The organism is Mucilaginibacter sp. Mucisp86 (genome assembly GCF_047324315.1).
Taxonomy (GTDB): domain Bacteria; phylum Bacteroidota; class Bacteroidia; order Sphingobacteriales; family Sphingobacteriaceae; genus Mucilaginibacter.
Genome location: NZ_CP168503.1, coordinates 2,149,369 through 2,171,596 on the forward strand (window position 1 = coordinate 2,149,369; position 22,228 = coordinate 2,171,596).

The window sequence follows — 22,228 nt, forward strand, 5'->3', positions numbered from 1 at the left end:
TTTAGATATGCTAACAGCAGCTAAGAAAATTACCCTTGATGAATATATGAGTATGCCCATTGGAGCACCTTATCAATATATCAATGGTTATCTTGTTGATTGGCCTTCAAGAACAGTTGACCATCAAATCGCGCTTGGAAATTTAGTCCAAATGATTATGAATTGCGAAGATCGATTGCAAAACAAGGGGATTTATTTAATGGGGCCAATAGAGGTTGTATTAGATGATCAAAATTCATTTCAACCCGACTTTGTTTACATTTCAAAGGAGCGGGGTGATATCATAAAGGACTATATTTATCGCGCTCCTGACCTGGTTGTTGAAATTTTATGGGAGAAAAATGCCTACTATGATCTTCGACCTAAAAAAGACGCCTACGAAAAATATGGTGTTAAAGAATATATAATCATTGATCCTATTCAACAAAACGTTGATTTATATATTCTTAAAAATGGAGTTTTTATACTGGAACAAAAAGCACAGTTAACCGAGATCCTTAAATCCGCGTTATTGCCTGGCTTTGATATTGAGGTGTCCAAGCTATTTCAATAAAAAAAAGCCCCGTGTTCCTGGAGCCTTTTCAAATTTTTATAAGCTATTGATCCACTTCACCAGCTCGTCCCGGGTTTTGCCCGTTTTTTGTTGAAGTTTGCCAAGTGTTTCATCGTCTTTACCTTCCTGCCAGGTAAGGTCATCGTCGGTAAGGTCGCCATAGGCTTGTTTGATTTTTCCCTTCAGCTCGTTCCATCCGCCTTTTATTTCTAATTTATCCATAATGTTTTTTATTTAGATGTATCAGGATAACCGATGCGAGGCAAGGATGGTTTGCAGAATGTGGATTTATATCGAAGCTAAAAGTTCTTTAAAACCTTAGCCCTAAGCCGGCATCGTCATTCAATATATATTTCCCATCACTAAATCCAGGCATTTGGTAAGGATTATTGCTTACTAAAAAAGGGCCGTCAAGGTCCACCCAATCAGCCTGTGGCGCAAGGGCCAAACCTGCAAGGGCAGCGCAGCTGGTTTCGGTCATACAACCTATCATGATCTTCAGGTCGAGTTCGCGGGCTTTATCAACCATCCGTTTGGCTTCATGCAAACCGGCCGATTTCATCAGTTTGATATTGATCCCGGTATAAACACCCTTGGCCTTTTCTACATCTTCAAATCGCTGAACAGCTTCATCGCCTATAATAGGAATAGGGCTGCGCTCGGTAAGCCAGGCATTGCTATCGGGGTCGGTTTTGAGCATGGGCTGCTCTATCAATTGTACGCCTTGTTCATGCAGCCAGTAAGTCATGTCCAGGCTTTGCTGCAGATCAGTCCAGCCCTGGTTAGCATCTACATAAAGCGGCACATCAGTAACCGAGCGGATAGTATTAATCAACTCTTTATCTGTATCGCGGCCAAGTTTAACCTTAATCACCTTAAACCCTTCGGCCTCTTTTACTTTTTTAACAATCATTTCGGGCGTATCAATGCCTATGGTGAAACTGGTAACAGGCATCAGGGCGGGGTTGCTGCCAAGTAATTGCCAGCAGGGTTGTTGTTTTAGTTTGCCATCAAGATCATGCAATGCAATATCAATGGCTGCTTTAACAGCCGGATTGCCGGGAGTAATGCTATCAAGGTAATTGATGATCGCCTCAAAATCAAAAGGGTGGTTAAACTGGCCAATATCTACCTTGCTCAAAAATTCGGTGGCGCTTTGATGGCTTTCGCCCATATAAGGCACCATGGAGGCTTCTCCATACCCTGTTTTGCCTTCGTGGCTGATCTGCACCAGCATAACCGGGGTAGAAGTCCTTGAGAATTTGGCTATCGTAAAAGCATGCTTCAGCTGAAGCTCGTAAGGTTGATATGTCAGTTCCATGTTAAAAACCAAAGCTAAAATTTTAGTATGAAAATCGTGCTTATCTTTGTGGCCATGCCGGCACAAATTTATTCACCATTCACCAATTTCAATTTCAGCAACAATAAATGTTTCCTTACAGGGCAAAACCTTAATTCGCCTGAGGAGCAGATCCAGGTGTTTCCGCAATGGCTCATGAGCCGTTATGAATTGGAAGACAAGCCTTTTAAGCTGCTCGACGAAAGTATGGCAACCTACAAAGACCTGAAACTGCCCTGCACAGCCGAAGTTAACGAACGCTATCTTGAACCGCTCGAAAACACAATTGCTGCTGCTTTTGATACCGGTTATGACGCTGTAAAGGCGCTTGATGAAGATCAGCTGTTCCTATGGGCAGGTAAATTGTTGTACGGCATCATTTTCAACGAGATCCAGGCAGGCATTAAACTACAGCACTCACAGGGCGAAGAGTTTAATATATCTCAATCTATCATCCATAAGTTCAACAATCTGCACATGATGCTGCAAAGCCTCAATTTGCCTGTTGAGTTTGATGGCTTTAAACCTTACAGCCTCGTATTGTTTAAGGTAGATAATGCTGAAAACGTTTTCGGCTATCGCGATGAAATCAATACGCTTACCTTTTCATTAAGGATAAAAGATTTTGGCCTGATACTATGCCTGCAGGATAACGGCGCCAATGCCCGCTACCATAAAGAAGCTTTGGATAAAATTGCAGATCATACACTGCATCCTATCCAGTTTGAAGAGTTAAACGCCAGGTTCTTTTACTCGGCATATTTGTTTAACCGCCTGCCGGAGTACGATATTTTCAATATTGGCGATACCATTTCATTAGAGGCCCTGCCCCTGCGTGGCACCAGCAGCAAACCATTGTTTGACGACTGGATGAACAAAACTTACGGACAGGTACTGGAAAACTTCTGGAAAAATTGGGGGTTCCTGCTGTTAGAGATCATCAGGAACCCCGAAAAACCTATGAGCTTTTTATTTAATGCCGATGGGGAATTTATTAATGGCCAAGATTTGAAACTGCCATTGTAATCTGCTGCCAAAAATCGGGTAAAATTTCATGATGAAATATAATGGTGATCATTAAGCCGCTCAGCGCACCATAAAAGTGTGCATCGTGATTGATCTGATCGCGTGAGTATTTCGAGGCGTAATGACAATATACAAGATATAACACACCAAATATTACAGCGGGGATAGGAATTGGTATTGGTAATATTACCATCCGGGCCAGTGGGTTATATAATATGGCACTAAAAATAACCGCACTTACTGCCCCTGAAGCTCCAAGACTGTAATAACTGTAATGATCTTTGTGTTTGAGCACAGTAGGCATATCGCTTAAAATTAAGCTCACAGTATACAATATGGCAAATTGAACGTGCCCTAACAGCGGTTCAAGTCCAAAAGCAAAAAAGTAAAACGACAGCATATTGAAAAACAAATGCATCCAATCGCGGTGAATAAGCCCGCTGGTGATAATAGTGTGGATATCCTTACCGCGCGAAACGGTATAAGGATGCAGCATCATGCGCCCGTAAAGGTTATTGTTTGAAAAAGCTAAAAGCGAAGTAATAATTGTTATTGCGAAAATAGCACAGGCCACCGGGGCCGTTTGTAAGTATTCCATTTATTTAAGGTCGAGTTTGGTATTAGTTAAAAGTCTGCCTACCGGGTAGCGCATAAAAGTTTTTTCAAAGTAAGGCGAATTGCGATAAACAAAGAATAATTGCGCACCGGCATTATTGGCCAGTTGTGGGTCTTTTGCTTTGGCATCGTCCAGCTTTTGTTTGATCGATGGATCTTTTTTTAGCAGATCGGCAGCTATATCCTCAAAAACATAATCCGAAAAATACTCCTTTTCGCCCAGTACCGAATCAAAAAAGTTCCAGGCAAAAAACGAGTCGACACCCTGCGGTTCCAGCGTTTCCATGATATAACGGTTTATTGGCTGATTAGTATACACCACATAATCCCCGGTATAAAATTTAACCGGCATATCCACCGGGTTAAGCTTTACGCCGGTATGCAGATAATGCCCCTCAAATGGTCGCGCAGGTGTTTTCAAATCGGCTATATAATACATTTGTAGATTAAGCGTGGTGTCATGTGCCAGCTGTTTCATCTGCACGCCGTTTAGCTTAAACAAATCAATTACCTTGCCCCAGGCCTGCGGAATTACATAAGCCGCCGGTTTATCGGCAGTGGCTGTAACCTTATAAGTATTAAAATATTTGATGGTTTTGGTGTAAGGTTTATCGCGATCATAATACAGCCTTGGCAATCCGCTCACTCCGCTGGTTTTATGGCCAGCCTCGTAGCCTTTAAAGGTAATGGTATCAACCTTGTCCATATCAACCGCCCAGCTTAATGCAAAAGTTTTTTGATTGGTTACCTGCTCATCGGCTTTGCGTTTCAGTTCACCAATTAGCTTGGCATCGCGTTGATTAATTTCAATAAGATGCTGCATAAAATCATAGGTAGCATACACACGCTTATCAAAAGGTTTAAGCATGTGCGTTTCGGTGATATAGCTGATGATGTTATGCTGGGCTGTAAAACCGGTAGCAAAGCGCGGGGTTTCCAAAAAACTCACAATGCCCGAATCAGGTAAACCCTCTTCACCCGCGCCGTAAGGGATCATTTCATAGCCACTCTTTTTCATTTTGCTGTACAAGTACGGGGTAAGCGTTTTAGTGGTATAATCGGCCAGGATAGGGTTTTGTTTCTCCTTTTGCGTTTCAATCAATGTCATTACGTATTGATAGTCGGCGCCATCACTGGTGTGATTATCTAAGAAGATTTCGGGCTTCCAGGTGGTCAGTATCTGTGTAAAGGCTAATACATTGCGGCTATCGGCCTTTATAAAATCGCGGTTTAAATCAAGATTACGATAGTTACCCCTAAAACCGTAGGCCAATGGGCCATTCTGGCTTACACGGCTCACACCGCGGTTAAGGTTACCGTCTATATTATATAGTGCGATAAGGCAGATCACTACATCTTTTGGGAGTGTATTATTTTTCAGCATATCACGCACCAGCATCATACTGGCGTCAATGCCTTCCGGCTCGCCGGGATGGATACCGTTATTGATTAGTAACACCCGTTTGTTTTGCTTTTTTATAACTGCCGGATCAAATACCTTATCTTTTGAAAGTACAACAAGTGTTAAGGGTTTACCTACATCAGTGGTGCCATAATTGATAAGCTTCATTTGCTCCGGGTACAGCTTATTTAACTTTTGATAGTAATCAATTACCTGGGCATAGGTAGCAGTATAATTTTTATCCTTACTTAACTCAAACGGGGTGAGCTGAGCTTTGGCAGATAAGGTAATAAAACAGGCAATTAAAGCGACGAAAACTATCTTCATGAGTAAATACGTTGCTCAAATATAGTTTAAGAATGCCAATTAGGCGTGCAGGTACACAATAATATTACTGATCGGGAATAGTGCCCCAGCCATCAAACTCACAATCAAATTTATAACCAAGATTACACATCTGACTAATCCATGCTGCAACAACAGCATCTTTCATTTTTATTTTGGTTGTCCATCCGGTGACAATGAATAATTTTTTATCCCCTTCAGAAACGCCGTATTTTACCTGGTAGTTTAAATTGGATAATTCCAGCGCAAATGCCTCCGCTTTTTGATAAGTATTGGTATAAAAGAAAAACTCAAGCATCAGTTCCCTGTCCTCGTCAACATTTAACTCCCTGAGCTTTTCCATAAGTACCGGCAGCATATTAAGCTGCGTCGTCGATTTTTCTTCGAACGCTTCTGTCGATACAAATTGTCCGTTGTCCTTTTTTCCGAAAAAGCTGAATAATCCCATGAGGATATATGTTTTACTTATAATGCAGCTATCTCAGCCTGCACTTTCTTTGGCAAACTTTTAACTACTTCATTATAGGAATGGTCTATCATTTCGCAGAGTTGTTTGCGTGTGAGGGAGCCATTCATTTGCACCGTATTCCACATTTTTTTATTCATATGGTAGCCGGGCTGTACTTCAGGGTGACGTTCACGAAGTTCAACAGCCCATTCGGGGTCGCATTTAACATTGAACCTCTCGCCGGTTTGCAAACCAGTTAATAAAAAGATCTTTTCAGCGATTTTAAAAACCAGGGTATCTTCTCCAAAAGGGAAACCCTCGGTAGCGCCCGGCTTTTGCAGGCAATAGTCACGCAACTCTTCTATGTTCACCGTCTGAAATTTCTGACAAGTTTGGTGTATGATACAGTATTGCCAAAGTTATACTTAAAGCCAAGGGTAAACATGGCAAACTGATCAGGAGCGTTATTTTTAAACTTCTGCGGATTGTCATTATATCCATCCAGTCCCTCACCAAAAGCATAACTATGCTGATAACCGAGCGTTATGGTATAACCTACCTGGTCATAATCATCATATATTTTAAATTCATAACCAAAGCGTAAAGGCACCATAAGGTTAACGCTTTTATCTTTCCCGGGGAAAACATAGGTATTGGGGCCGTTATACAGATAAAGATTGGTACGTTGAATGTCCTTCATCTTGTTGAATATTGCGCCAATTCCGGCACCACCATAAAAATTTTTAATAACATTTAAAAAACCACTGTTATCATAATCAATTATTTCGCCCAACTGCAGGTCGGCATGGAGTACCAGGGCTTTATAATTGTTTTTTGAATAGCGGCCAAACTGATCTTTATCCGGCGTACGCCCACCACCTTCAAGTGTACCAAACTGAAATTCAAGGCTCATAGGTACATAAGGGCTGTAATTATAGGTTAAATTCAGGCTTCCCCCCGGATGCCAAACCTGCTTGTTAAGATCATCAAACCCCCGGCCATAGCTTGCGCCAAAACCAGCACCCCATTCATAATAGTTAAAACCACTTTGCGCTTTCGCCATAACCGAGGCAAAAACCAAAACAAAAAGCAGAAAATGTTTTTTCAATGTATAATTTTAATCAATATTTACAATTGGTGATGGTGTTAGCCGCCTCCTAAATTTTTACTAATATAAAAGCTTTATATGAATTTTAGCTCATTCATTAAGTTCACTGTAGCCGAGCGTTTTTTGCGCTATGTTACCATTGATACACAATCGGATCCCACTTCTGTTTCATTTCCATCAACAGAAAAGCAAAAAGATCTTGGCCGGATGCTGGTTGATGAGTTGTTGGCCATAGGGCTAACCGATGCGCATTTGGATGAGTATGGATATGTTTACGCAACTATACCCTCCAATACTGACAAGCAAGTTCCTGTTATCTGCTTTTGTTCGCACATGGATACTGCGCCAGATTGCAGCGGCAAAGATGTGAAACCCATTGTTCATAAAAACTACCGGGGGCAGGATTTAATATTGCCGGATGACGATACCCAGGTAATCCGCATGGCAGAATATGAAGACCTGAAAAATCAAATTGGCAACGATGTAATAACTGCCAGCGGCACAACACTGCTTGGCGCTGATAATAAAGCCGGTGTAGCCGAAATTATGGATGCCTGCTACCAGCTCATGAACCACCCCGAAATTAAACATGGTGATATCCGTATTTTATTTACTCCCGATGAAGAGGTTGGTCATGGCGTTGATCACGTGGACATCGCCAAGCTTGGCGCGTTTGCCGCTTATACTATGGATGGAGAGAGTGCGGGCAATATGGAGAATGAAACTTTTTCGGCCGATGGTGCAAGGCTTACCATTAATGGCGTAAGCTCACACCCGGGATTTGCAAAAGGCAAAATGGAAAGCGCCATTAAAATTGCCGGCCAAATTATTGCCGCCCTGCCCGATGAGCTTTCGCCGGAGCATACCGAGGGCATGCAAGGCTTTGTGCACCCGGTAGGTATGGAGGGCCACGTTGAAACCGCTACTATCGACTTTATAATCCGCGATTTTGATGAAGCCAAACTTGCAGATCATGTGGAGGTTATCCATAAAACAGCAACCGAAGTGCTAAAGAAATTCCCGGGTTCAACGTTTGATATTGCCGTGAGCCAGCAATACCGCAATATGAAAGGCATACTTGACCAGCACCCGCAAATTGTTGATTATGCCATGGAGGCCATAAACCGCACCGGTTTAACTGCCAAATTATGCAGCATTCGCGGCGGCACTGACGGTTCAAGGCTTTCGTTTATGGGGTTACCCTGCCCCAACATTTTTGCCGGGGAACATGCTTTCCACAGCAGGCATGAATGGGTATCGGTACAGGACATGCAAAAGGCAGTTGAAACCATTTTACACTTGTGCATGATCTGGGAGGAAAAAAGTTAGTATGAAGTCTTAAGTTCTAAGTCGAAAGTGTGTTTTTGACATCGGGCTTAAGACTAACTGCTTTAACAAAATCGTAATTATTAACACGCAGCTAAATTTAAAAATGTACACGATACGTACCGCTACCATAAATGATGTAGAAACTATCCGCAATATTGCTGATAAAACCTGGTGGGTAACCTACAGCCCTATACTCGAGCGCGAACAGATAGCCTTTATGCTGGGCGAAATTTATTCGACAGAAAAAATAACCAAGCAGGTTAAAGAAAATCAGCAAACTTTCCTCCTGTTGGAAGAAGAAGGTAGACCGGTAGCATTTGCCGCCTATTCCCCCCGCGAAGAAGATTCTGAGATCTACAAACTGCATAAACTTTATTGCCTGCCCGAAACCCAGGGCAAAGGCTACGGTAAGGTATTAATTAACGAGGTAGCAAAAAAAACCAAAGATGCCGGCAAGCAAACGCTTGAACTAAATGTGAACAGGTATAATAATGCCAAGTCATTTTACGAAAAGATGGGATTTGCAGTAGCTTATGAAGAAGATATAGCTATTGGTAAATACTGGATGAATGATTATGTGATGCGGAAAGAACTGTAGTTGATTGCTATTTAGCGGGTAGGGTTTTCAAAAGTTCTTTAGCGGGTACCACTTTGAAACTGCCATCAATTTCGCCAATGATAAGACTTTTACCTTTTTCGGCAGAAGTTTCAACTAATTTTCTTATGGCTATATTCATGCCTTTCAACACTTTGGCTTCCAATTCATTTATATCCATGTTGATATTTATTTTAGTTCTCATTTGCCTGGCTTAAAATTATTTCCCAAACATCGGGTTTAGCTATAGAAGGCTTTGAATTTTCTATGCCTCTTGCTACAAGCTCCGGACCTGTATCCATGTTTTTTATCACCAACCATGTTAACCAGCGGTATATACAAAGATATTAAATTTCTTATTCTCCTGTAGTACCTACGCTCAATCACATCTATAGGAATGTTATGCCCGCCTTCATTCACACGTGTAGCTACCCTTTGCATCGCTATTTGTGGCGAACTTAGCCAAAAGAACAATAAAGTAACTTCGTATCCTTTTTGCCGGGCTTTTTTAACAAAGGAAACATAACTCCGGGTTGAAAGCGTAGTTTCGAAAGCAAAATCAACTTCCCGACTTAGCAATTCGTCAATTCGCTGTAACATGATTCGGCCTGCTTCAAGTGCAACGCTTTCCGGGTTAAAGGAAGAAAGCCCAGCTGCAATATTATCAGCATTTACAAACTCATTGCAGTTAAGCAATTCGGGCAAAACCGTGTAGCTTGCAGTAGTTTTACCGGCACCGTTGCAACCTGCTATGATGTATAAATTGGGCATTTGTTTTAAAATAGTTTCAATTAATCCTCCTTAAATATAGCATACATATGCTTATCCATCACCTCACCATTTTTAATGATCGATCTCCTCAACACGGCCTCCTTTAAATAACCAGCCTTTTCAAGTAGCCGCATAGATGCTGTGTTTTTATCATACACCCCGGCTTCAATACGTATCAGCGGAAAGTACTCAAATGCATAAGTGGTTACCAGTTTTACAGCCGCAGTCACAATACCTTTACCCCAGTATTGCTCACCAAGCCAGTAGCCTATCTCTGCAGTGATGCGGCTTTCATCATTAAACGGTTCAATACCGATACCGCCGCAGGCTTCGCCGTTAATCACTATGGCAAAACTTGTTAATGGTTGCTGATCTTTTACCAGATTCACCCAAAACAAAGCATCATCCAGTGTATACGGATGCGGGAACCTATCGCGCAAAAAAGCTGCTACTTTTGCATTGTCTGCGTGGTGTTGAAGCGATATTTCATCTCCCTGTTGCCATGCCCTCAATAAAAATCCGTTGCCCTGTAGTTCCATTTGTAACAATAAAATGCTTAAAAATAGCAATCATTGGCTAAACTGCTAAATTGCATGCTTTATTGAGATATGAAGAAACTTTTAAGCTTATTGTTCCTGATGCCGGTAGCAGGTGCTTTTGCACAAAAGCTGGACAGCCTTACCATCGAAAAAATTATGCGCGACCCGAAATGGATTGGGGTATCCCCCTCCAATGTTCGCTGGGCTAACGATAGTAAAAAGATCTACTTTAAATGGGATGATGATGCTTCGGGTGATGCGCGTTTATATGCTGTTAACCCGGCTGATAACAGGGTGCAAAAGGTTAGCATTGCCGAACAGCGTGATCTGGCACCGGGCGGCGAATGGAATAAAAAGCATACTCAAAAGGTATTCAGTAAAAATGGCGACTTGTTTTTATACGATGTAAAAAGCAATAAAACCACCCGCTTAACCAATACCGTAGGGCAGGAAGACAGCCCTGCTTTTAACGGTGATGAAACAAAGATTATCTATAAAGAAGATAACAATCTCTTTGCCCTAAACCTGAATGGCGGTAGCCTGGTGCAGCTTACTAACTTTGTGCGTGCAACAAGTGATAAAAAAAACAAGGATAAACCTAACGAGCAGGAGCAGTGGCTCAAAAAACAACAGCTTGAACTGTTTGATATCATCAAAAAAGAAGCGAAAGATGATAAAAAAGACTCAACAGAAACAGCATTACTCAAACCTGATAAATTAAAAGAAATTGCCTTTGGCGAAAAAAGGCTGAGCGCCGTGCAGATCAGCCCCGATGGCCGTTTTATAACTTACAACCTTACCAAACGTGCCGAAGGAGTTCAGAATGCTATCGTACCAAATTATGTTACCGCATCAGGCTTTACCGAGGATATTCCTAACCGCTCAAAGGTTGGCCGGCCTTCATCAACTTCAGAGACTTTTATTTACGATAAGCGCCGCGAGGCCGTTTACCCGGTTATTACATCAGAGATTCCCGGTATTAAAGATCTGCCCGATTATTTAAAAGATTACCCCGAAGAATTAAAAGCCCGCCAAAAGGAAAATGCCGACAGGCCGGTAAATATCGACGGTGTTTTATGGAACCAAAACGGCAGCAATGCGGTGGTTATTATCTCGGCACAGGATAATAAAGATTGCTGGATCATGCGCCTCGACCCGGTAACCGGGAAACTCAACCAGCTTGATCGTCAGCGCGATGAAGCCTGGATAGGCGGGCCGGGTATTGATGATCCCGGAAATGCCGGTTTTATTGACGACACCCATTTTTATTACCAAAGCGAAGCCAGTGGCTACTCACATATTTATGTGGTTGATGTAACCAGCGGTGCAAAAAAACAGCTTACCAACGGCAAATGGGAAGTGCAAACCTTACAGCTAAGCAACGATAAAAAAACATTTTACTTTACTGCCAATATAGATCATCCGGGCATAACCCATTTTTACAGGATCCCGGTTGGCGGAGGAACCCCGGTTAAAATTACCGGTATGAAAGGGGGCAACGAGGTAACGCTTTCTCCGGATGAAAAATGGCTGGCCATCAGGTATTCTTATTCCAACCGCCCCTGGGAGTTATATATCCAGGCTAATAAGCCGGGGGCAAAAGCAATCAAGCTAACCAACTCGGTTTCGGCCGAGTACCTGTCGTACCCATGGCGCGACCCGGAGATCATCTCCTTTAAAAACCGCTATGGTACCGATGTTTATGCACGCCTGTATCAGCCAAAAAAATCCGATCCTGCAAAACCGGCCGTAGTTTTTGTACACGGTGCAGGCTACCTGCAAAACGTTACCTATTCATGGAGTTATTATTTCCGTGAGTTTATGTTCAATAACATGCTGGCCGATAATGGATATACCGTACTGGATATCGATTATACCGCAAGCGCAGGCTATGGCAGGGATTTTCGGACCGGCATTTATCGCCACATGGGCGGCAAGGACTTAACAGACCAGGTTGACGGTGTAAAACTACTGGTTGAAAAATATGGTGTAAATCCGAAGCATGTAGGCTTGTATGGTGGGTCATACGGCGGCTTTATTACCCTGATGGGTATGTTTACCGAGCCTGATGTTTTTGCAGCAGGCGGCGCTATCCGCTCCGTTACCGATTGGGCCCACTATAACCATGAGTATACATCGAACATATTGAATGAGCCTTTTACCGACGAGCTTTCATACCGCAAAAGCTCGCCTATTTACTTTGCTAATGGTTTAAAAGGTAACCTGCTGATGTTACATGGCATGATAGACCAAAATGTAAACTACCAGGATATCATTCGCCTTACCCAAAAACTAATAGAATTACACAAAGAAAACTGGGAACTGGCTTCATACCCTGTAGAAGATCACGGCTTTGAACAACCCAGCAGCTGGACCGATGAGTATAAACGGATTTATAAGTTATTTGAAGGGACTTTGAAGAAATAATTGTTATCATGAAAAAACTACCAATTTTACTCGGGTTGTTTCTTTTTGCATGTTCAACGCAGCCGATACAACAAGCAAAATTGGTCACGATGCCGGCACTGTACCCTGCGAAAAACTACTCAAGCAAACTTTATGACGAACCTTTCTTTAATGAAGAACATTTTAAGTATGTATTAAACAAGCAAAAGGGAGATTCTTTAAAACGTATTTATACATCAGAAACGACAATTACTGACGGTAAAGCCAAACAGTTTTTCAGAAGCGGTGATGTGACCCTCAACAAAGACACGTTGATTTTTATATTGACTGACACTCCTTTCTCAAATGGTCGTTACGAGTTGAGATTTGTTAAATCACCAGGCGTATTTAATGCTAAATACTATCAAACTTTTTCAATTACTGATAGCTCATACAAAAAACCTGTTTTTGAGGTAATAAACAAAAATTTGATCCTTGATAAAGGCACTTACGCAAAGGGCGACCTGCTGAAAGGTAAGTTTTCATTTCAGATAGCGGTATCACATACGTGGGAAAGCAAATATGTCGATACTATATCTGTGTACGGATTTGTAAAAGCAATTGTAAAGTAGCCTTATCTTGCGTTCATCTATAAACAAGCACAAGACTATAATAAATCTAAAATTCATCATAAATTTTTAATTATAATGCAGTTTATAAGATGAGCATTTACAACAAACTGATCAAAGAGCATTATATATCAAATTGGGGAAGCAATTTTGAAGAGAGGATATGGACAAAGGGACCTATCAAAGAATTTGATAATAAACTTACAATTTTAGAATTTAAACCAACAGGCAAGAGGAAAATGTGGACTTATGCAACATGCGGGATGTCGGCATTTACCCATGAAAAGCCTGTTGAATTACATTTGTTCTCCGCTGCTCAGGATAACTCGATATTAGAGTTGTTGACAAGCGTGGTTTACTACCACAATATATATCAAAATTTAAATTTGGGAGATACAATTAATTTCGGCAGGGCCTGGCAGGGAGATTCTGAATGTAGTTACGGCTTCATTTCTTTGCCTTATCTTGATGGACCTGATCTCGAACGGTTTTATCCGGATAATAGCGATAGAGCAATTTTTTGTTATTGGCTTATCCCTATAACACTACAGGAGCGAAATTATAAAATACAAAATGGCTTGGAAGAATTAGAAGAGAAGTTGGAGGGAAGCCAATTTAATTATCTTGATAGTAATAGACGGAGCGTCGTATAATAAAACGTCTAAACTTGCGCGGGCTACAAACAACCGCAAAGACTTACGAAGTTTCAAAAACGTCGTAAGTCTGCAAGCATTAACATTGGGTTACTTAGTCCCTTTGCCTTTTTTATTTTGTGAGGCGTCCTGGGTGTCCTTAACCTGTTTCAAAAGCCTGAGCTTCATAAAAATTACAATTACACCAACAATGATGGCGCCCGCCATTACAGGGTAATTGTGGGTTGTAAGCATCTTATAGGCAACAATAAAGCACAAGGCTACACCCATGGTGTAAAGCACATTGAGCACTAATTTAAAGCCCATTAGTATACGTTTAATTCAGGGTCAATTTCGGCCTGCCACGCAAGGATACCGCCCCTTAAGTTCGACAGGTTGGTAAAGCCAAGCTGCTCCAGCTGCATAATTGCGGCTGCGCTACGTTTACCGCTGCGGCACATTACTACTACTGGTTTATCTTTACTTATCTTTTCTGATTCTATCACTACGCCGCCGAGCGGTATAAGTTGTCCGCCAAGGTTTGAAGTTTCGTATTCAAAATCTTCCCTAACGTCAATCAGTTGAAAGTCTTCGCCTTTGTCAATTTTTTCTTTTAGTTCCTGTACGGTTATCTCGTTCATGTTAAATGTAATTATAATCCAAAGGTAGTTTTTTTCTTAATCAAATATTTAGGCTTGTTATTTGTAACAATCAAAGTGTATGAGCGTTTCATATATGTTTACACAATAATTACTTAATGAAAAAAGTTACACGCTTTTTCTGGTTCTGTTCAGGAGCACATATCGATACCTTAAAAAAGTACCCTATCGAGCATAATAAGTATGTTGGTATTGGGGCAACTATATTTTTCACCGCTTTGTTTGCGGCTTTATCCGGCGGCTATGCCATGTACTTTGTTTTTAATGGTGATGGTTTTGCTGTAGGCTTTGCTATACTATTTGGTTTGCTTTGGGGAACGGCCATTTTTAATATGGACCGTTACATTGTATCCAGTATTAACAAAGAAGGTACAACCAATCAGCAGATTTTGCAGGCATCGCCGCGTATTTTGCTGGCCATTATGATTGGTATCGTAATATCGCGTCCGCTTGAGCTCAAGATCTTTGATAAAGAAATTCGCCAGAAACTAAAAACAGCCTATTTAAAAGGGCAACGCAGTAAGATTGATACCCTCGAAAAAACCTACATGCAGAAATATGCCATGGAGTTGGGTAAAAATACCGATCTAAAAAAGGAAAAGGATTCGCTTGAACGGGATATTAACCGCTCACGCTACCAGCTTAACCAGGAAGTTTTTGGCGATAAAACCAACCAAACATCGGGCATCACCGGTTACGGAACTTACGCCAAACAAAAACAATCTGTACTGGAAGAAAAAGAAGCCCGCCTCAAAACTGTTACTGATAATTTAGGGCAGATGGACCAGTACCTGAGCGCTCGTAAGGATTATGAGGGCCTAAACAGTACACGCCTCTTTACCGAACATCAACTGGATAGCCTGGCCAGCATTGCAGGTTTCTCTGACCGTAACTGGGCATTGGGCCAACTCACTTACACGGAAAACGGGAAGCGCGACCTGGATACCTACCTAGCTATCTCATTTATTGGGTACCTTTTTATTTTGTTTGAATGCTTGCCGGTGTTTGTAAAGCTGATGTCGCCCAAGGGACCTTATGATACAGCCATAGCCAAAACCGCTGAAGCCAATATTCATCTGGCCGAACGGGACAAGGAACGGGATATGGCAGTTACGGATAATATTTATGACCATAACCTGGATACGGATATCCAGCGGCGAAAAAAGATCATTACCTCACAATCTGATTATGATTTTGAGCGGCATAGCTATGAGTAAATTATGAATGCGGAGACACATAATTGTGTCTCCCGATCTACAAAGCGTCTCTGTATAGTTCAGAGACGCAATTATGCGTCTCTACGTTATTTTTTGCAATTCCCGGCCTAATCCCTCATCTTGCACAACATATCATCAACCTATGTTTGAGCAATTTTCCCATTCAAACTTTCATCTCATCTGCGATAAGCTTGCTGCTAATGACCCTGATCTTGCCCTGATCATTCAAAATCATGGCTATCCGCCCTTATGGTCGCGGCCCAACAGTTTTGAAACATTAGTGCATATTATTTTGGAGCAGCAGGTATCGCTGGCATCTGCATTATCGGCCTTAAATAAATTAAGGGAACGGGTGCAGCAAATTACCCCAACCCGGGTGCTGCTCCTTACCGATGAGGAATTTCGCGCATGCTATGTAAGCCGGCAAAAAACTATCTACATAAAATACCTTGCCGAAGCCATTGTAAACGGACAAATTAACCTTGCCGAAATGGAACAAATGCCTGATGACATTATCCGCGCCAAACTAACCGCCCTTAAAGGCATCGGCAACTGGACAACAGATGTGTACCTCATGTTTGTGCTGCAACACGCCGACGTTTTCCCTATAGGAGATCTTGCGGCTGTTAACGCGCTAAAAAGGGTAAAAAACTTGCCAAAAGATACATCAAGAGAAGAATTGTTATTGGTAACCGAACAATGGAAACCTTACCGCACCGTTGCATCAATGTTGTTATGGCATTATTACCTGTCGTCGCCACGGCCTCCGAGGACCTAGTAAGCCAACAAGCTCTCCATACTCTCCTGCAGTCTTGCCTTTGCCAAAAACTGATCTTCCAATGCTTTGCTCATCGGGATAGCGGTATCCAAACTGCCGCAGCGCATTACCGGGGCGTCAAGGTATTTAAAACAATGCTCGGCAATGTGGGCGGCAATTTCGGCGCCGAAGCCGTTGGTTAGGGTATCTTCATGTAAAATCAGCACCCGACCGTTTTTTTTAACGCTGGCTTCAACAGCTTCCTGGTCCCAGGGTTGAAGGCTGCGCAGGTCGATGATCTCTATGGATTGATCGGGATGCTTGTCCGCATATTCCAAAGCCCAGTGCACGCCAAGACCAAATGTTATGATAGTGGCTTTATCGCCTTGTTTAATTACATTGGCTTTGCCAATCTCAATCATTACATCATTATCGGGTACATCTGCATTGATGCTGCGGTACAGGTATTTATGTTCAAAATAAATTACGGGGTTAGGATCATCAATGGCGGCAAGCAACAGCGCTTTGGCATCTGCCGGGAAGGCAGGATAAACAACTTTCAAACCGGGCGTTTTGGTAAACCAGGCTTCATTACTTTGTGAGTGGAATGGCCCTGCTCCGGTTCCGGCACCTGCGGGCATCCGGATCACCACGTCAACGCCCTGTGCCCAGCGGTAATGCGTTTTGGCCAGGTTATTAATGATTTGATTAAAGCCGCACGTGACAAAATCAGCAAACTGCATTTCAACTACCGCCTTGTAGCCGTTAAGGGCAAGCCCCATCCCTGCGCCAACAATTGCAGATTCGCAAATAGGCGTATTACGAACGCGGGCTTTGCCAAACTCTTCCACAAAGCCCTGTGTAATTTTAAAAGCTCCGCCGTATTCGGCAATGTCCTGCCCCATGATCACCAGGTTGGGATGTTTGCGCATGGCTTGTTTAAGGCCATCGCTAATGGCATCTATATAGCGCTTATTAGTAACAGGCGAAGCGTTTGGCTGTACAAGCGGGAAACTGTAAGGCTTATACATATCCTGTACCTCAGTGGCTACATCAGGTATAATATCAGCTTCGGAGTAAACCTTTTCAATTTCGGTTTCAATCAATGCCGCAAACTCCTTACGGATCACAGGGATCATGTCCTTTAGCAAAACCCCTTCGGCAAGCAGGTATTTTTCAAAATTTGCTACCGGATCTTTCCCCGCCCACCACTCAAACAAGTTATTGGGCACGTATTTAGTGCCCGATGCTTCTTCGTGGCCGCGCATCCTGAAAGTCATACATTCCAGCAAAACAGGGCGCGGGTTTTCACGAATAGCTTTATTAAGCGTAGTTATGGTGTTATAAACTTCAAGCAGGTTATTGCCGTCAATACGGCGGCCTTCAATACCGTAGCCTATGGCCTTATCAACCAGTTCGCGGCAGTTATACTGCTCATTTGTTGGAGTAGAAAGAGCGTAGCCATTGTTTTCGATCAGGAATATTACCGGCAGCTTCCAAACCGAGGCTATATTGAGTGCCTCGTGAAAATCACCTTCACTGGTAGCACCTTCGCCGGTAAAAACAAGTGTTGATTTCTTTTTGCCCGATAATACATCGGCTAAGGCAATACCGTCGGCCAGTGCAAGCTGCGGCCCCAGGTGCGATATCATACCGATGATCTTATATTCCTGGGTGCCGAAATGAAAAGAGCGGTCGCGCCCTTTGGTAAAGCCCGAAGGTTTGCCCTGCCATTGCGCCATTAAGCGCGAAAGCGGAATGTTTCTTGAAGTAAAAACGCCGAGGTTGCGGTGCATGGGCAAAATATACTCGTCGGTATTCATGGCCAGGGTGCTGCCAACAGCTATGGCTTCCTGGCCAATACCCGAAAACCATTTGCCAATGCGCCCCTGCCTTAGCAGGATCAGCATCTTCTCTTCAACCATGCGCGGGAACAGCAATTTTTTGTAAAATGCCAGCAAAGTATCATTATCGAGGTTTTTCCTGTCAAAAATCATAACGTAAAACTACTGAAGTTTTTAAAACTTTGTATGTTTGATGATACTATCAAAAAACTATGAAGCGCACCTCTGTTTTCATCATTATACTACTGCTCATGATCGGCTTCGCGGCCAGTTCGCAGGATTTTTTCTTATTGCCACATAATTTTTACGTTCATAAAGGCGATAAGCTTAACCTGCATTTACTGAGCGGGAACGAGTTTAAACCTGAAAATGAATTTAAATATGCCACGGCTAAGGCAACCAAGTTTATGCTTTACGAAGGCTCAAAAAAAACAGATCTTTCAAAAATCACTAACCAGGCCGATAGCAGTCTGCTTACTTATGAGCTGCAAAACTCGGGCCTTGCCCTTTTTGAGTTGGTTAGGAATGATGAAACGGAATCGGAAAGGAATAAATTTATCAGGGCGCTTGAAAGCGAAGGGCTTGATAAAATGGCCGAAGAAGCAAGGGCCAGCAGTCAGCAGTATTTTGTTGAAAGGTACCACCAGTCAACAAAAACGCTTATTTCTGTTGATAAGGCCAATGGTAAGGATTTCGATAAACCCCTGGGCGAAGATTACGAAATTGTGATCCAGCAAAACCCTTATAAAGCCGCCTATGGCGATGATGTAACAGCACAGGTGCTTTTTAGGGGTAAACCAATGAAAGACGCTGTTGTAATTCAGTATGTACGTACGATTAACGGCACTATAATTCCGCAAAAATTGTTAAGTGATAGTAACGGTTTGGTGTTTTTTAAACTAAGCCGCGAAGGAGTTTATATGATCAGCTCAACCCATGTTGAGCCATCGCAGGATAAAAAGGCCGATTATGAAAACTGGACTACCACGTTCACTTTTGCCTTCAGTAATACGGATGACGTACCTAATTCATACCGGGAGTTTGGCTTTGGGAACAAACATTAATGAGTAGCAGTTTTAAGTAGCAGCGGCAGTTATTTAACGGAGGGAATGAGTTTTACTCCTGTTGTATAACTGCCGCTGTGCTTCATGTTCCATCAGGGTCTCTCGCAGATTTAAGTTTACCCACAAAATTGTTTTGTCGTTTAATCAGCAAGTGTTTTGTTTTGCCCCTCTGAGGCAAAGGGTATTTCTATCATTTTTTATGCTACAAACCTTTTGCACCTCTGGTGCAGCTATCCTAAGACACCTTTGATTAACACCTAATTATGTTATAAAGCCATGCCGGCCCCAGCGGGGCCACGTGTTTATAGCCTAAAAAAGCAGATTTATGGCTCCGTAGGTGCCCCCTATTGAAATTTCAGATTGGTGATTTTGTGGGTTAACTTAAACTCGCAGAGGACCCTGAGGTTCGCCGCGCTCAAAACATCTAATAGATATTTTGAACAGCGATCTGCATGACGTATACATCAGGGTCCTCTGCGAGAGACCCTGATGGGACGGTGAAGAATATTTTTTATATGTCATCACAATTTTTTTCTGGATTTCCCTGATGGTTACACGCAATGACATAACTGCCGCTGTGCTTTTAAAACTCCACGTGTGCTCTTAGTGAAAACACGTTTACAGGCCCCCTGTCTTTATTATAGGCAGGGTTCAGTAAAAACTGGTATCCTGGTGTAAGCCAGAATTTCTTTTGATAAGCGTTTATTTTATAATCAAGCTCGGCAATAAATTCTGTGCCGTAGTTAAGCTTGCCATCGCCAATGATAAAACCATAACCTCCGGCAGCAAGATAATCGCGATGGGCATTTGAGATACCGTTAGCCACAAAAGCCAGGCCTAATTCGTCATCGCCACGGTTCCATGAACTGCCCTTAAGCACACCGCCAAAGCTTAGCGAGCGGTCAATTTCGGTAAAATACCAGGTTTCGGTTTTGCCGTTATTGTAACTCACTTTGGCAAACACACCAAAATCTTTGGTTAAATACTGATCTGCACTGATACCAAAGCCATATTTGTGCCTGCCCCAGGTCTGGGTAGTATCAACATTAGGAGCCGTTGGGCTAAGCGCCAGTGCCTGACGGTAGTCGCCCATTTTACCATTATTCCTGAAACCGAGGACCCTGAAAGTACCTTTTTGACCATTTAGGGTATAGCGTTTTTCGTACTCTAAAGTTTGGGTATTGGCCTTGCCTATTTTCTGGTCCCAGATGGCGCCGTTGGCAGTAGTGGTCGACATAGTGAAGGCGAAACGTAATGTCCAGTTTGGCTGTCCCAATTCGGTATGTACGCCCAAAACATAACCGCGGGTATTAGCCGGATAATCCCATGCCCCGTTATCCATCAAGCTCCAGTTCATGAATTGTGTGCGCGGATCGTGACTAAATTCATTGCCGTCATAAAAGTCGGCCATGCCAAATTTACCCACAGTAACCGAAAAATAGCGTTTGCTTTTTAACCCGGCTAACTGGTTGGCATCATCGCTTATGGTATCTTTATCCTTACCCCATTCAAAGTTTTGGGTAAAATATAACCGGGCGATATAGATCTTAGGCTCGGCACCACCTACACGAAAAGTTTCGCCATTGGGAAAGCCTGCTGCTCCCAAAGTTTTGCTCAGGCCGGCTCCACCCGAAAGCTCAGGGTTAAAATATGCTTCAGCACCTTTCCAAAGCCTTGCACCGCCAAAAAGTGTGGTGGTAATAGAGCTTTGCGTTTCCTCGCCGGTAAGCAAGCTGTTATCGCCGGTATAATCAGCATGGAATGATGGTTTGTACTGGGTAATTACCGTTTGCTGGAAATGGAAGTTGAACCGTTGACGTTTAACTGTATCCTGCCCAAAAGTAACGGCAGCAATAAACACGGGTATTATAGTAAATATAAGTTTCTTCATGGGGTATCAAAATTTGGCGCAAAAGTAAGCTTTCGCGTTAACTATGAACCACATTCTTGAAAAAACTGTTTCAAATAATCTTCCATAAAAGCATGTCTTTGCGCTGCAATCGCTTTTCCGGCGGGCGTATTCATCTTATCCTTAAGCAATAGCAGCTTTTCGTAAAAATGATTAATAGTTGGGGCGGTTGTATTTTTATATTCTTCTTTGGTCATGCTAAGGTTTGGCTTAATTTCGGGATTATACAGTTCACGGCCCTTAAAGCCACCATAGGTAAAAGCGCGGGCAATGCCGATGGCGCCAATTGCGTCAAGCCTGTCTGCATCCTGCACTACCGCTAACTCCGGCGAATGAAATGACTTTTGATCAAAGCTGGCCTTGAACGACATGTGCCTGATGATTTGCTGTACATGTTCAATTACAGCAACATCAACATTCATGCTTTGCAGATAGTTACCGGCCGTGCGCGGGCCAATCTCTTCATCGCCGTTGTGAAATTTACTATCGGCAATATCATGCAGCAAAGCAGCAAGTTCAACTACAAGCTGATCAGTTTTTTCTGTTTGGTTGATGAGTTTTGCGTTGGTCCAAACGCGGTGAATGTGCCACCAGTCGTGGCCGCCTTCGGCATTTCTGAGGGTATCGCGTACAAAATCAACAGTAGCGGCAATAAGTTTATCGTGTTCCATCTCCGGCAAAGATACTAAGCAAAAGACGGAACATTAAAATTGTGCATAAAACGTTAAGCCGCAACTGTTTTTTCGGTATTTATAAGTTCAGAAACTTCAATTTCTAAAATAGAAGCAATCTGAAACAGCCTTTCGACGGTTATTTTTGTATAACCTAACTCTATTTTGCTGTAGGCATTTTGCGATATACCTAACTTGGCCGCAAGGTATTCCTGGGTATAATTTAATCCTTCCCTGGTATGCCTGATGTTAGCGGCGATGGCCTTGATCTTAAAATTTAGCATATCTTTCATCCAATTATATTTTAATTCAATTATAACTAACGAGAATAATTGAAGCCCGGATTTCAGATTTTGTAAAAAAATCCAACTCGCCCGCCAGGATACAGGAG

Annotated in this window: 26 protein-coding genes; 10 read left to right on the plus strand and 16 right to left on the minus strand. The window is 42.5% G+C overall.

Translation table 11 applies throughout. The features are described from left to right. The first annotated feature begins 7 nt into the window (after positions 1-7). Complete coding sequence (locus ACEN9X_RS08975; RefSeq protein WP_413670048.1) at positions 8-553, plus strand: Uma2 family endonuclease; 546 nt, start codon at positions 8-10, stop codon at positions 551-553. A gap of 36 nt (positions 554-589) precedes the next feature. Here ACEN9X_RS08975 and ACEN9X_RS08980 read toward each other — a convergent pair whose 3' ends face one another. Continuing rightward, positions 590-775, minus strand: a complete 186-nt coding sequence (locus ACEN9X_RS08980; RefSeq protein WP_091208858.1) for a CsbD family protein — start codon at positions 773-775, stop codon at positions 590-592. Between the two features lie 88 nt (positions 776-863). Then, positions 864-1,874 (minus strand): dipeptide epimerase, encoded by a 1,011-nt coding sequence (locus ACEN9X_RS08985; protein ID WP_413670049.1) that lies wholly within the window; start codon positions 1,872-1,874, stop codon positions 864-866. Between the two features lie 27 nt (positions 1,875-1,901). Here ACEN9X_RS08985 and ACEN9X_RS08990 point away from each other — a divergent pair, with 27 nt between their 5' ends. Beyond that, a complete protein-coding gene (locus ACEN9X_RS08990; RefSeq protein WP_413670050.1) occupies positions 1,902-2,918 on the plus strand; it encodes a hypothetical protein in 1,017 nt (338 codons plus the stop codon). Here the strand turns inward: ACEN9X_RS08990 and ACEN9X_RS08995 are convergent. From ACEN9X_RS08995 to ACEN9X_RS09015, 5 genes are all read right to left on the minus strand, one after another. Beyond that, positions 2,887-3,516, minus strand: coding sequence for a rhomboid family intramembrane serine protease (locus tag ACEN9X_RS08995; protein WP_413670051.1), 630 nt, complete (start codon positions 3,514-3,516; stop codon positions 2,887-2,889). The two genes, ACEN9X_RS08990 and ACEN9X_RS08995, sit on opposite strands and share 32 nt — an antisense overlap. Further along, positions 3,517-5,262 (minus strand): M14 family zinc carboxypeptidase, encoded by a 1,746-nt coding sequence (locus ACEN9X_RS09000; protein ID WP_413670052.1) that lies wholly within the window; start codon positions 5,260-5,262, stop codon positions 3,517-3,519. A gap of 64 nt (positions 5,263-5,326) precedes the next feature. Continuing rightward, positions 5,327-5,728 (minus strand): ribonuclease E inhibitor RraB, encoded by a 402-nt coding sequence (locus ACEN9X_RS09005; protein WP_413670053.1) that lies wholly within the window; start codon positions 5,726-5,728, stop codon positions 5,327-5,329. A gap of 17 nt (positions 5,729-5,745) precedes the next feature. Beyond that, positions 5,746-6,099 (minus strand): MmcQ/YjbR family DNA-binding protein, encoded by a 354-nt coding sequence (locus ACEN9X_RS09010; protein ID WP_413670054.1) that lies wholly within the window; start codon positions 6,097-6,099, stop codon positions 5,746-5,748. Further along, a complete protein-coding gene (locus tag ACEN9X_RS09015; RefSeq protein ID WP_413670055.1) occupies positions 6,096-6,836 on the minus strand; it encodes a hypothetical protein in 741 nt (246 codons plus the stop codon). The genes ACEN9X_RS09010 and ACEN9X_RS09015 overlap by 4 nt, the downstream gene beginning before the upstream one ends. Before the next feature lie 78 nt (positions 6,837-6,914). Here ACEN9X_RS09015 and pepT point away from each other — a divergent pair, with 78 nt between their 5' ends. After that, positions 6,915-8,165, plus strand: coding sequence for a peptidase T (gene pepT, locus ACEN9X_RS09020; protein WP_413670056.1), 1,251 nt, complete (start codon positions 6,915-6,917; stop codon positions 8,163-8,165). Positions 8,166-8,268: 103 nt separating this feature from the next. After that, positions 8,269-8,763, plus strand: coding sequence for an N-acetyltransferase family protein (locus tag ACEN9X_RS09025; RefSeq protein WP_413670057.1), 495 nt, complete (start codon positions 8,269-8,271; stop codon positions 8,761-8,763). A 7-nt stretch (positions 8,764-8,770) separates the two neighbouring features. On the opposite strand, the gene ACEN9X_RS09030 is transcribed toward ACEN9X_RS09025, so the two are convergent. From ACEN9X_RS09030 to ACEN9X_RS09040, 3 genes are read right to left on the minus strand one after another with little or no spacing between them, the layout of a single operon-like run. After that, positions 8,771-8,965, minus strand: a complete 195-nt coding sequence (locus ACEN9X_RS09030) for a hypothetical protein (protein ID WP_413670058.1) — start codon at positions 8,963-8,965, stop codon at positions 8,771-8,773. Positions 8,966-9,000: 35 nt separating this feature from the next. Continuing rightward, positions 9,001-9,531 (minus strand): zeta toxin family protein, encoded by a 531-nt coding sequence (locus ACEN9X_RS09035; RefSeq protein ID WP_413670059.1) that lies wholly within the window; start codon positions 9,529-9,531, stop codon positions 9,001-9,003. A 20-nt stretch (positions 9,532-9,551) separates the two neighbouring features. Beyond that, positions 9,552-10,070 (minus strand): GNAT family N-acetyltransferase, encoded by a 519-nt coding sequence (locus ACEN9X_RS09040; protein WP_413670060.1) that lies wholly within the window; start codon positions 10,068-10,070, stop codon positions 9,552-9,554. Positions 10,071-10,139: 69 nt separating this feature from the next. On the opposite strand from ACEN9X_RS09040, the gene ACEN9X_RS09045 reads away from it, so the two are divergent. The 3 genes from ACEN9X_RS09045 to ACEN9X_RS09055 all read left to right on the plus strand — a co-directional run bounded on the left by ACEN9X_RS09045 (position 10,140) and on the right by ACEN9X_RS09055 (position 13,737). Then, positions 10,140-12,497, plus strand: coding sequence for a prolyl oligopeptidase family serine peptidase (locus ACEN9X_RS09045; protein WP_413670061.1), 2,358 nt, complete (start codon positions 10,140-10,142; stop codon positions 12,495-12,497). Positions 12,498-12,505: 8 nt separating this feature from the next. Further along, positions 12,506-13,087 (plus strand): hypothetical protein, encoded by a 582-nt coding sequence (locus ACEN9X_RS09050; protein WP_413670062.1) that lies wholly within the window; start codon positions 12,506-12,508, stop codon positions 13,085-13,087. Positions 13,088-13,176: 89 nt separating this feature from the next. Then, the gene (locus ACEN9X_RS09055; protein WP_413670063.1) at positions 13,177-13,737 is read left to right on the plus strand and encodes a suppressor of fused domain protein; all 561 of its coding nucleotides are present in this window, start codon (positions 13,177-13,179) and stop codon (positions 13,735-13,737) included. A gap of 90 nt (positions 13,738-13,827) precedes the next feature. Here the strand turns inward: ACEN9X_RS09055 and ACEN9X_RS09060 are convergent, their stop codons facing one another. Continuing rightward, a complete protein-coding gene (locus ACEN9X_RS09060) occupies positions 13,828-14,043 on the minus strand; it encodes a DUF6358 family protein (RefSeq protein ID WP_413670064.1) in 216 nt (71 codons plus the stop codon). Next, positions 14,043-14,357, minus strand: coding sequence for a rhodanese-like domain-containing protein (locus tag ACEN9X_RS09065; protein ID WP_091208895.1), 315 nt, complete (start codon positions 14,355-14,357; stop codon positions 14,043-14,045). Before ACEN9X_RS09065 ends, ACEN9X_RS09060 begins: the two co-directional genes overlap by 1 nt. A 116-nt stretch (positions 14,358-14,473) precedes the next feature. On the opposite strand from ACEN9X_RS09065, the gene ACEN9X_RS09070 reads away from it, so the two are divergent. Next, the gene (locus tag ACEN9X_RS09070) at positions 14,474-15,592 is read left to right on the plus strand and encodes a DUF4407 domain-containing protein (protein WP_091208897.1); all 1,119 of its coding nucleotides are present in this window, start codon (positions 14,474-14,476) and stop codon (positions 15,590-15,592) included. A 142-nt stretch (positions 15,593-15,734) separates the two neighbouring features. Beyond that, positions 15,735-16,370: a DNA-3-methyladenine glycosylase family protein gene (locus ACEN9X_RS09075; RefSeq protein ID WP_413670065.1), complete on the plus strand. Its 636-nt coding sequence runs from the start codon at positions 15,735-15,737 to the stop codon at positions 16,368-16,370. Here the strand turns inward: ACEN9X_RS09075 and ACEN9X_RS09080 are convergent. Beyond that, positions 16,367-18,346 (minus strand): thiamine pyrophosphate-dependent enzyme, encoded by a 1,980-nt coding sequence (locus tag ACEN9X_RS09080; protein ID WP_413670066.1) that lies wholly within the window; start codon positions 18,344-18,346, stop codon positions 16,367-16,369. The two genes, ACEN9X_RS09075 and ACEN9X_RS09080, sit on opposite strands and share 4 nt — an antisense overlap. Positions 18,347-18,405: 59 nt before the next feature. On the opposite strand from ACEN9X_RS09080, the gene ACEN9X_RS09085 reads away from it, so the two are divergent. Further along, the gene (locus tag ACEN9X_RS09085; protein WP_413670067.1) at positions 18,406-19,257 is read left to right on the plus strand and encodes a DUF4198 domain-containing protein; all 852 of its coding nucleotides are present in this window, start codon (positions 18,406-18,408) and stop codon (positions 19,255-19,257) included. A gap of 583 nt (positions 19,258-19,840) precedes the next feature. On the opposite strand, the gene ACEN9X_RS09090 is transcribed toward ACEN9X_RS09085, so the two are convergent. The 3 genes from ACEN9X_RS09090 to ACEN9X_RS09100 are packed head-to-tail and all read right to left on the minus strand — an operon-like array spanning position 19,841 to position 22,130. Next, positions 19,841-21,148, minus strand: coding sequence for a carbohydrate porin (locus ACEN9X_RS09090; RefSeq protein ID WP_413670068.1), 1,308 nt, complete (start codon positions 21,146-21,148; stop codon positions 19,841-19,843). A gap of 41 nt (positions 21,149-21,189) precedes the next feature. Then, positions 21,190-21,837 carry an HD domain-containing protein gene (locus tag ACEN9X_RS09095; protein WP_413670069.1) on the minus strand — a complete coding sequence of 216 codons (648 nt, stop codon included), beginning with the start codon at positions 21,835-21,837 and terminating at the stop codon, positions 21,190-21,192. 53 nt (positions 21,838-21,890) lie between these two features. Next, positions 21,891-22,130: a helix-turn-helix domain-containing protein gene (locus ACEN9X_RS09100; RefSeq protein ID WP_413670070.1), complete on the minus strand. Its 240-nt coding sequence runs from the start codon at positions 22,128-22,130 to the stop codon at positions 21,891-21,893. Between the last annotated feature and the right edge of the window lie 98 nt (positions 22,131-22,228).

Excerpts from the sequence above, each read along its gene's own strand:
- ACEN9X_RS09095 (WP_413670069.1), bottom strand. The coding sequence starts at position 21,837 with ATGGAACACGATAAACTTATTGCCGCTACTGTTGATTTTGTACGCGAT.
- ACEN9X_RS09030 (WP_413670058.1), bottom strand. The coding sequence starts at position 8,965 with ATGAGAACTAAAATAAATATCAACATGGATATAAATGAATTGGAAGCC.
- ACEN9X_RS09065 (WP_091208895.1), bottom strand. The coding sequence starts at position 14,357 with ATGAACGAGATAACCGTACAGGAACTAAAAGAAAAAATTGACAAAGGC.
- ACEN9X_RS09005 (WP_413670053.1), bottom strand. The coding sequence starts at position 5,728 with ATGGGATTATTCAGCTTTTTCGGAAAAAAGGACAACGGACAATTTGTA.
- ACEN9X_RS09070 (WP_091208897.1), top strand. The coding sequence starts at position 14,474 with ATGAAAAAAGTTACACGCTTTTTCTGGTTCTGTTCAGGAGCACATATC.
- ACEN9X_RS09085 (WP_413670067.1), top strand. The coding sequence starts at position 18,406 with ATGAAGCGCACCTCTGTTTTCATCATTATACTACTGCTCATGATCGGC.
- ACEN9X_RS09025 (WP_413670057.1), top strand. The coding sequence starts at position 8,269 with ATGTACACGATACGTACCGCTACCATAAATGATGTAGAAACTATCCGC.
- ACEN9X_RS09060 (WP_413670064.1), bottom strand. The coding sequence starts at position 14,043 with ATGGGCTTTAAATTAGTGCTCAATGTGCTTTACACCATGGGTGTAGCC.
- ACEN9X_RS08975 (WP_413670048.1), top strand. The coding sequence starts at position 8 with ATGCTAACAGCAGCTAAGAAAATTACCCTTGATGAATATATGAGTATG.
- ACEN9X_RS09055 (WP_413670063.1), top strand. The coding sequence starts at position 13,177 with ATGAGCATTTACAACAAACTGATCAAAGAGCATTATATATCAAATTGG.
- ACEN9X_RS08995 (WP_413670051.1), bottom strand. The coding sequence starts at position 3,516 with ATGGAATACTTACAAACGGCCCCGGTGGCCTGTGCTATTTTCGCAATA.
- ACEN9X_RS09050 (WP_413670062.1), top strand. The coding sequence starts at position 12,506 with ATGAAAAAACTACCAATTTTACTCGGGTTGTTTCTTTTTGCATGTTCA.
- ACEN9X_RS08980 (WP_091208858.1), bottom strand. The coding sequence starts at position 775 with ATGGATAAATTAGAAATAAAAGGCGGATGGAACGAGCTGAAGGGAAAA.
- ACEN9X_RS09090 (WP_413670068.1), bottom strand. The coding sequence starts at position 21,148 with ATGAAGAAACTTATATTTACTATAATACCCGTGTTTATTGCTGCCGTT.
- ACEN9X_RS09080 (WP_413670066.1), bottom strand. The coding sequence starts at position 18,346 with ATGATTTTTGACAGGAAAAACCTCGATAATGATACTTTGCTGGCATTT.
- ACEN9X_RS09035 (WP_413670059.1), bottom strand. The coding sequence starts at position 9,531 with ATGCCCAATTTATACATCATAGCAGGTTGCAACGGTGCCGGTAAAACT.
- ACEN9X_RS09000 (WP_413670052.1), bottom strand. The coding sequence starts at position 5,262 with ATGAAGATAGTTTTCGTCGCTTTAATTGCCTGTTTTATTACCTTATCT.
- ACEN9X_RS09100 (WP_413670070.1), bottom strand. The coding sequence starts at position 22,130 with ATGAAAGATATGCTAAATTTTAAGATCAAGGCCATCGCCGCTAACATC.
- ACEN9X_RS08990 (WP_413670050.1), top strand. The coding sequence starts at position 1,902 with ATGAAAATCGTGCTTATCTTTGTGGCCATGCCGGCACAAATTTATTCA.
- ACEN9X_RS08985 (WP_413670049.1), bottom strand. The coding sequence starts at position 1,874 with ATGGAACTGACATATCAACCTTACGAGCTTCAGCTGAAGCATGCTTTT.
- ACEN9X_RS09045 (WP_413670061.1), top strand. The coding sequence starts at position 10,140 with ATGAAGAAACTTTTAAGCTTATTGTTCCTGATGCCGGTAGCAGGTGCT.
- ACEN9X_RS09075 (WP_413670065.1), top strand. The coding sequence starts at position 15,735 with ATGTTTGAGCAATTTTCCCATTCAAACTTTCATCTCATCTGCGATAAG.
- ACEN9X_RS09040 (WP_413670060.1), bottom strand. The coding sequence starts at position 10,070 with ATGGAACTACAGGGCAACGGATTTTTATTGAGGGCATGGCAACAGGGA.
- pepT (WP_413670056.1), top strand. The coding sequence starts at position 6,915 with ATGAATTTTAGCTCATTCATTAAGTTCACTGTAGCCGAGCGTTTTTTG.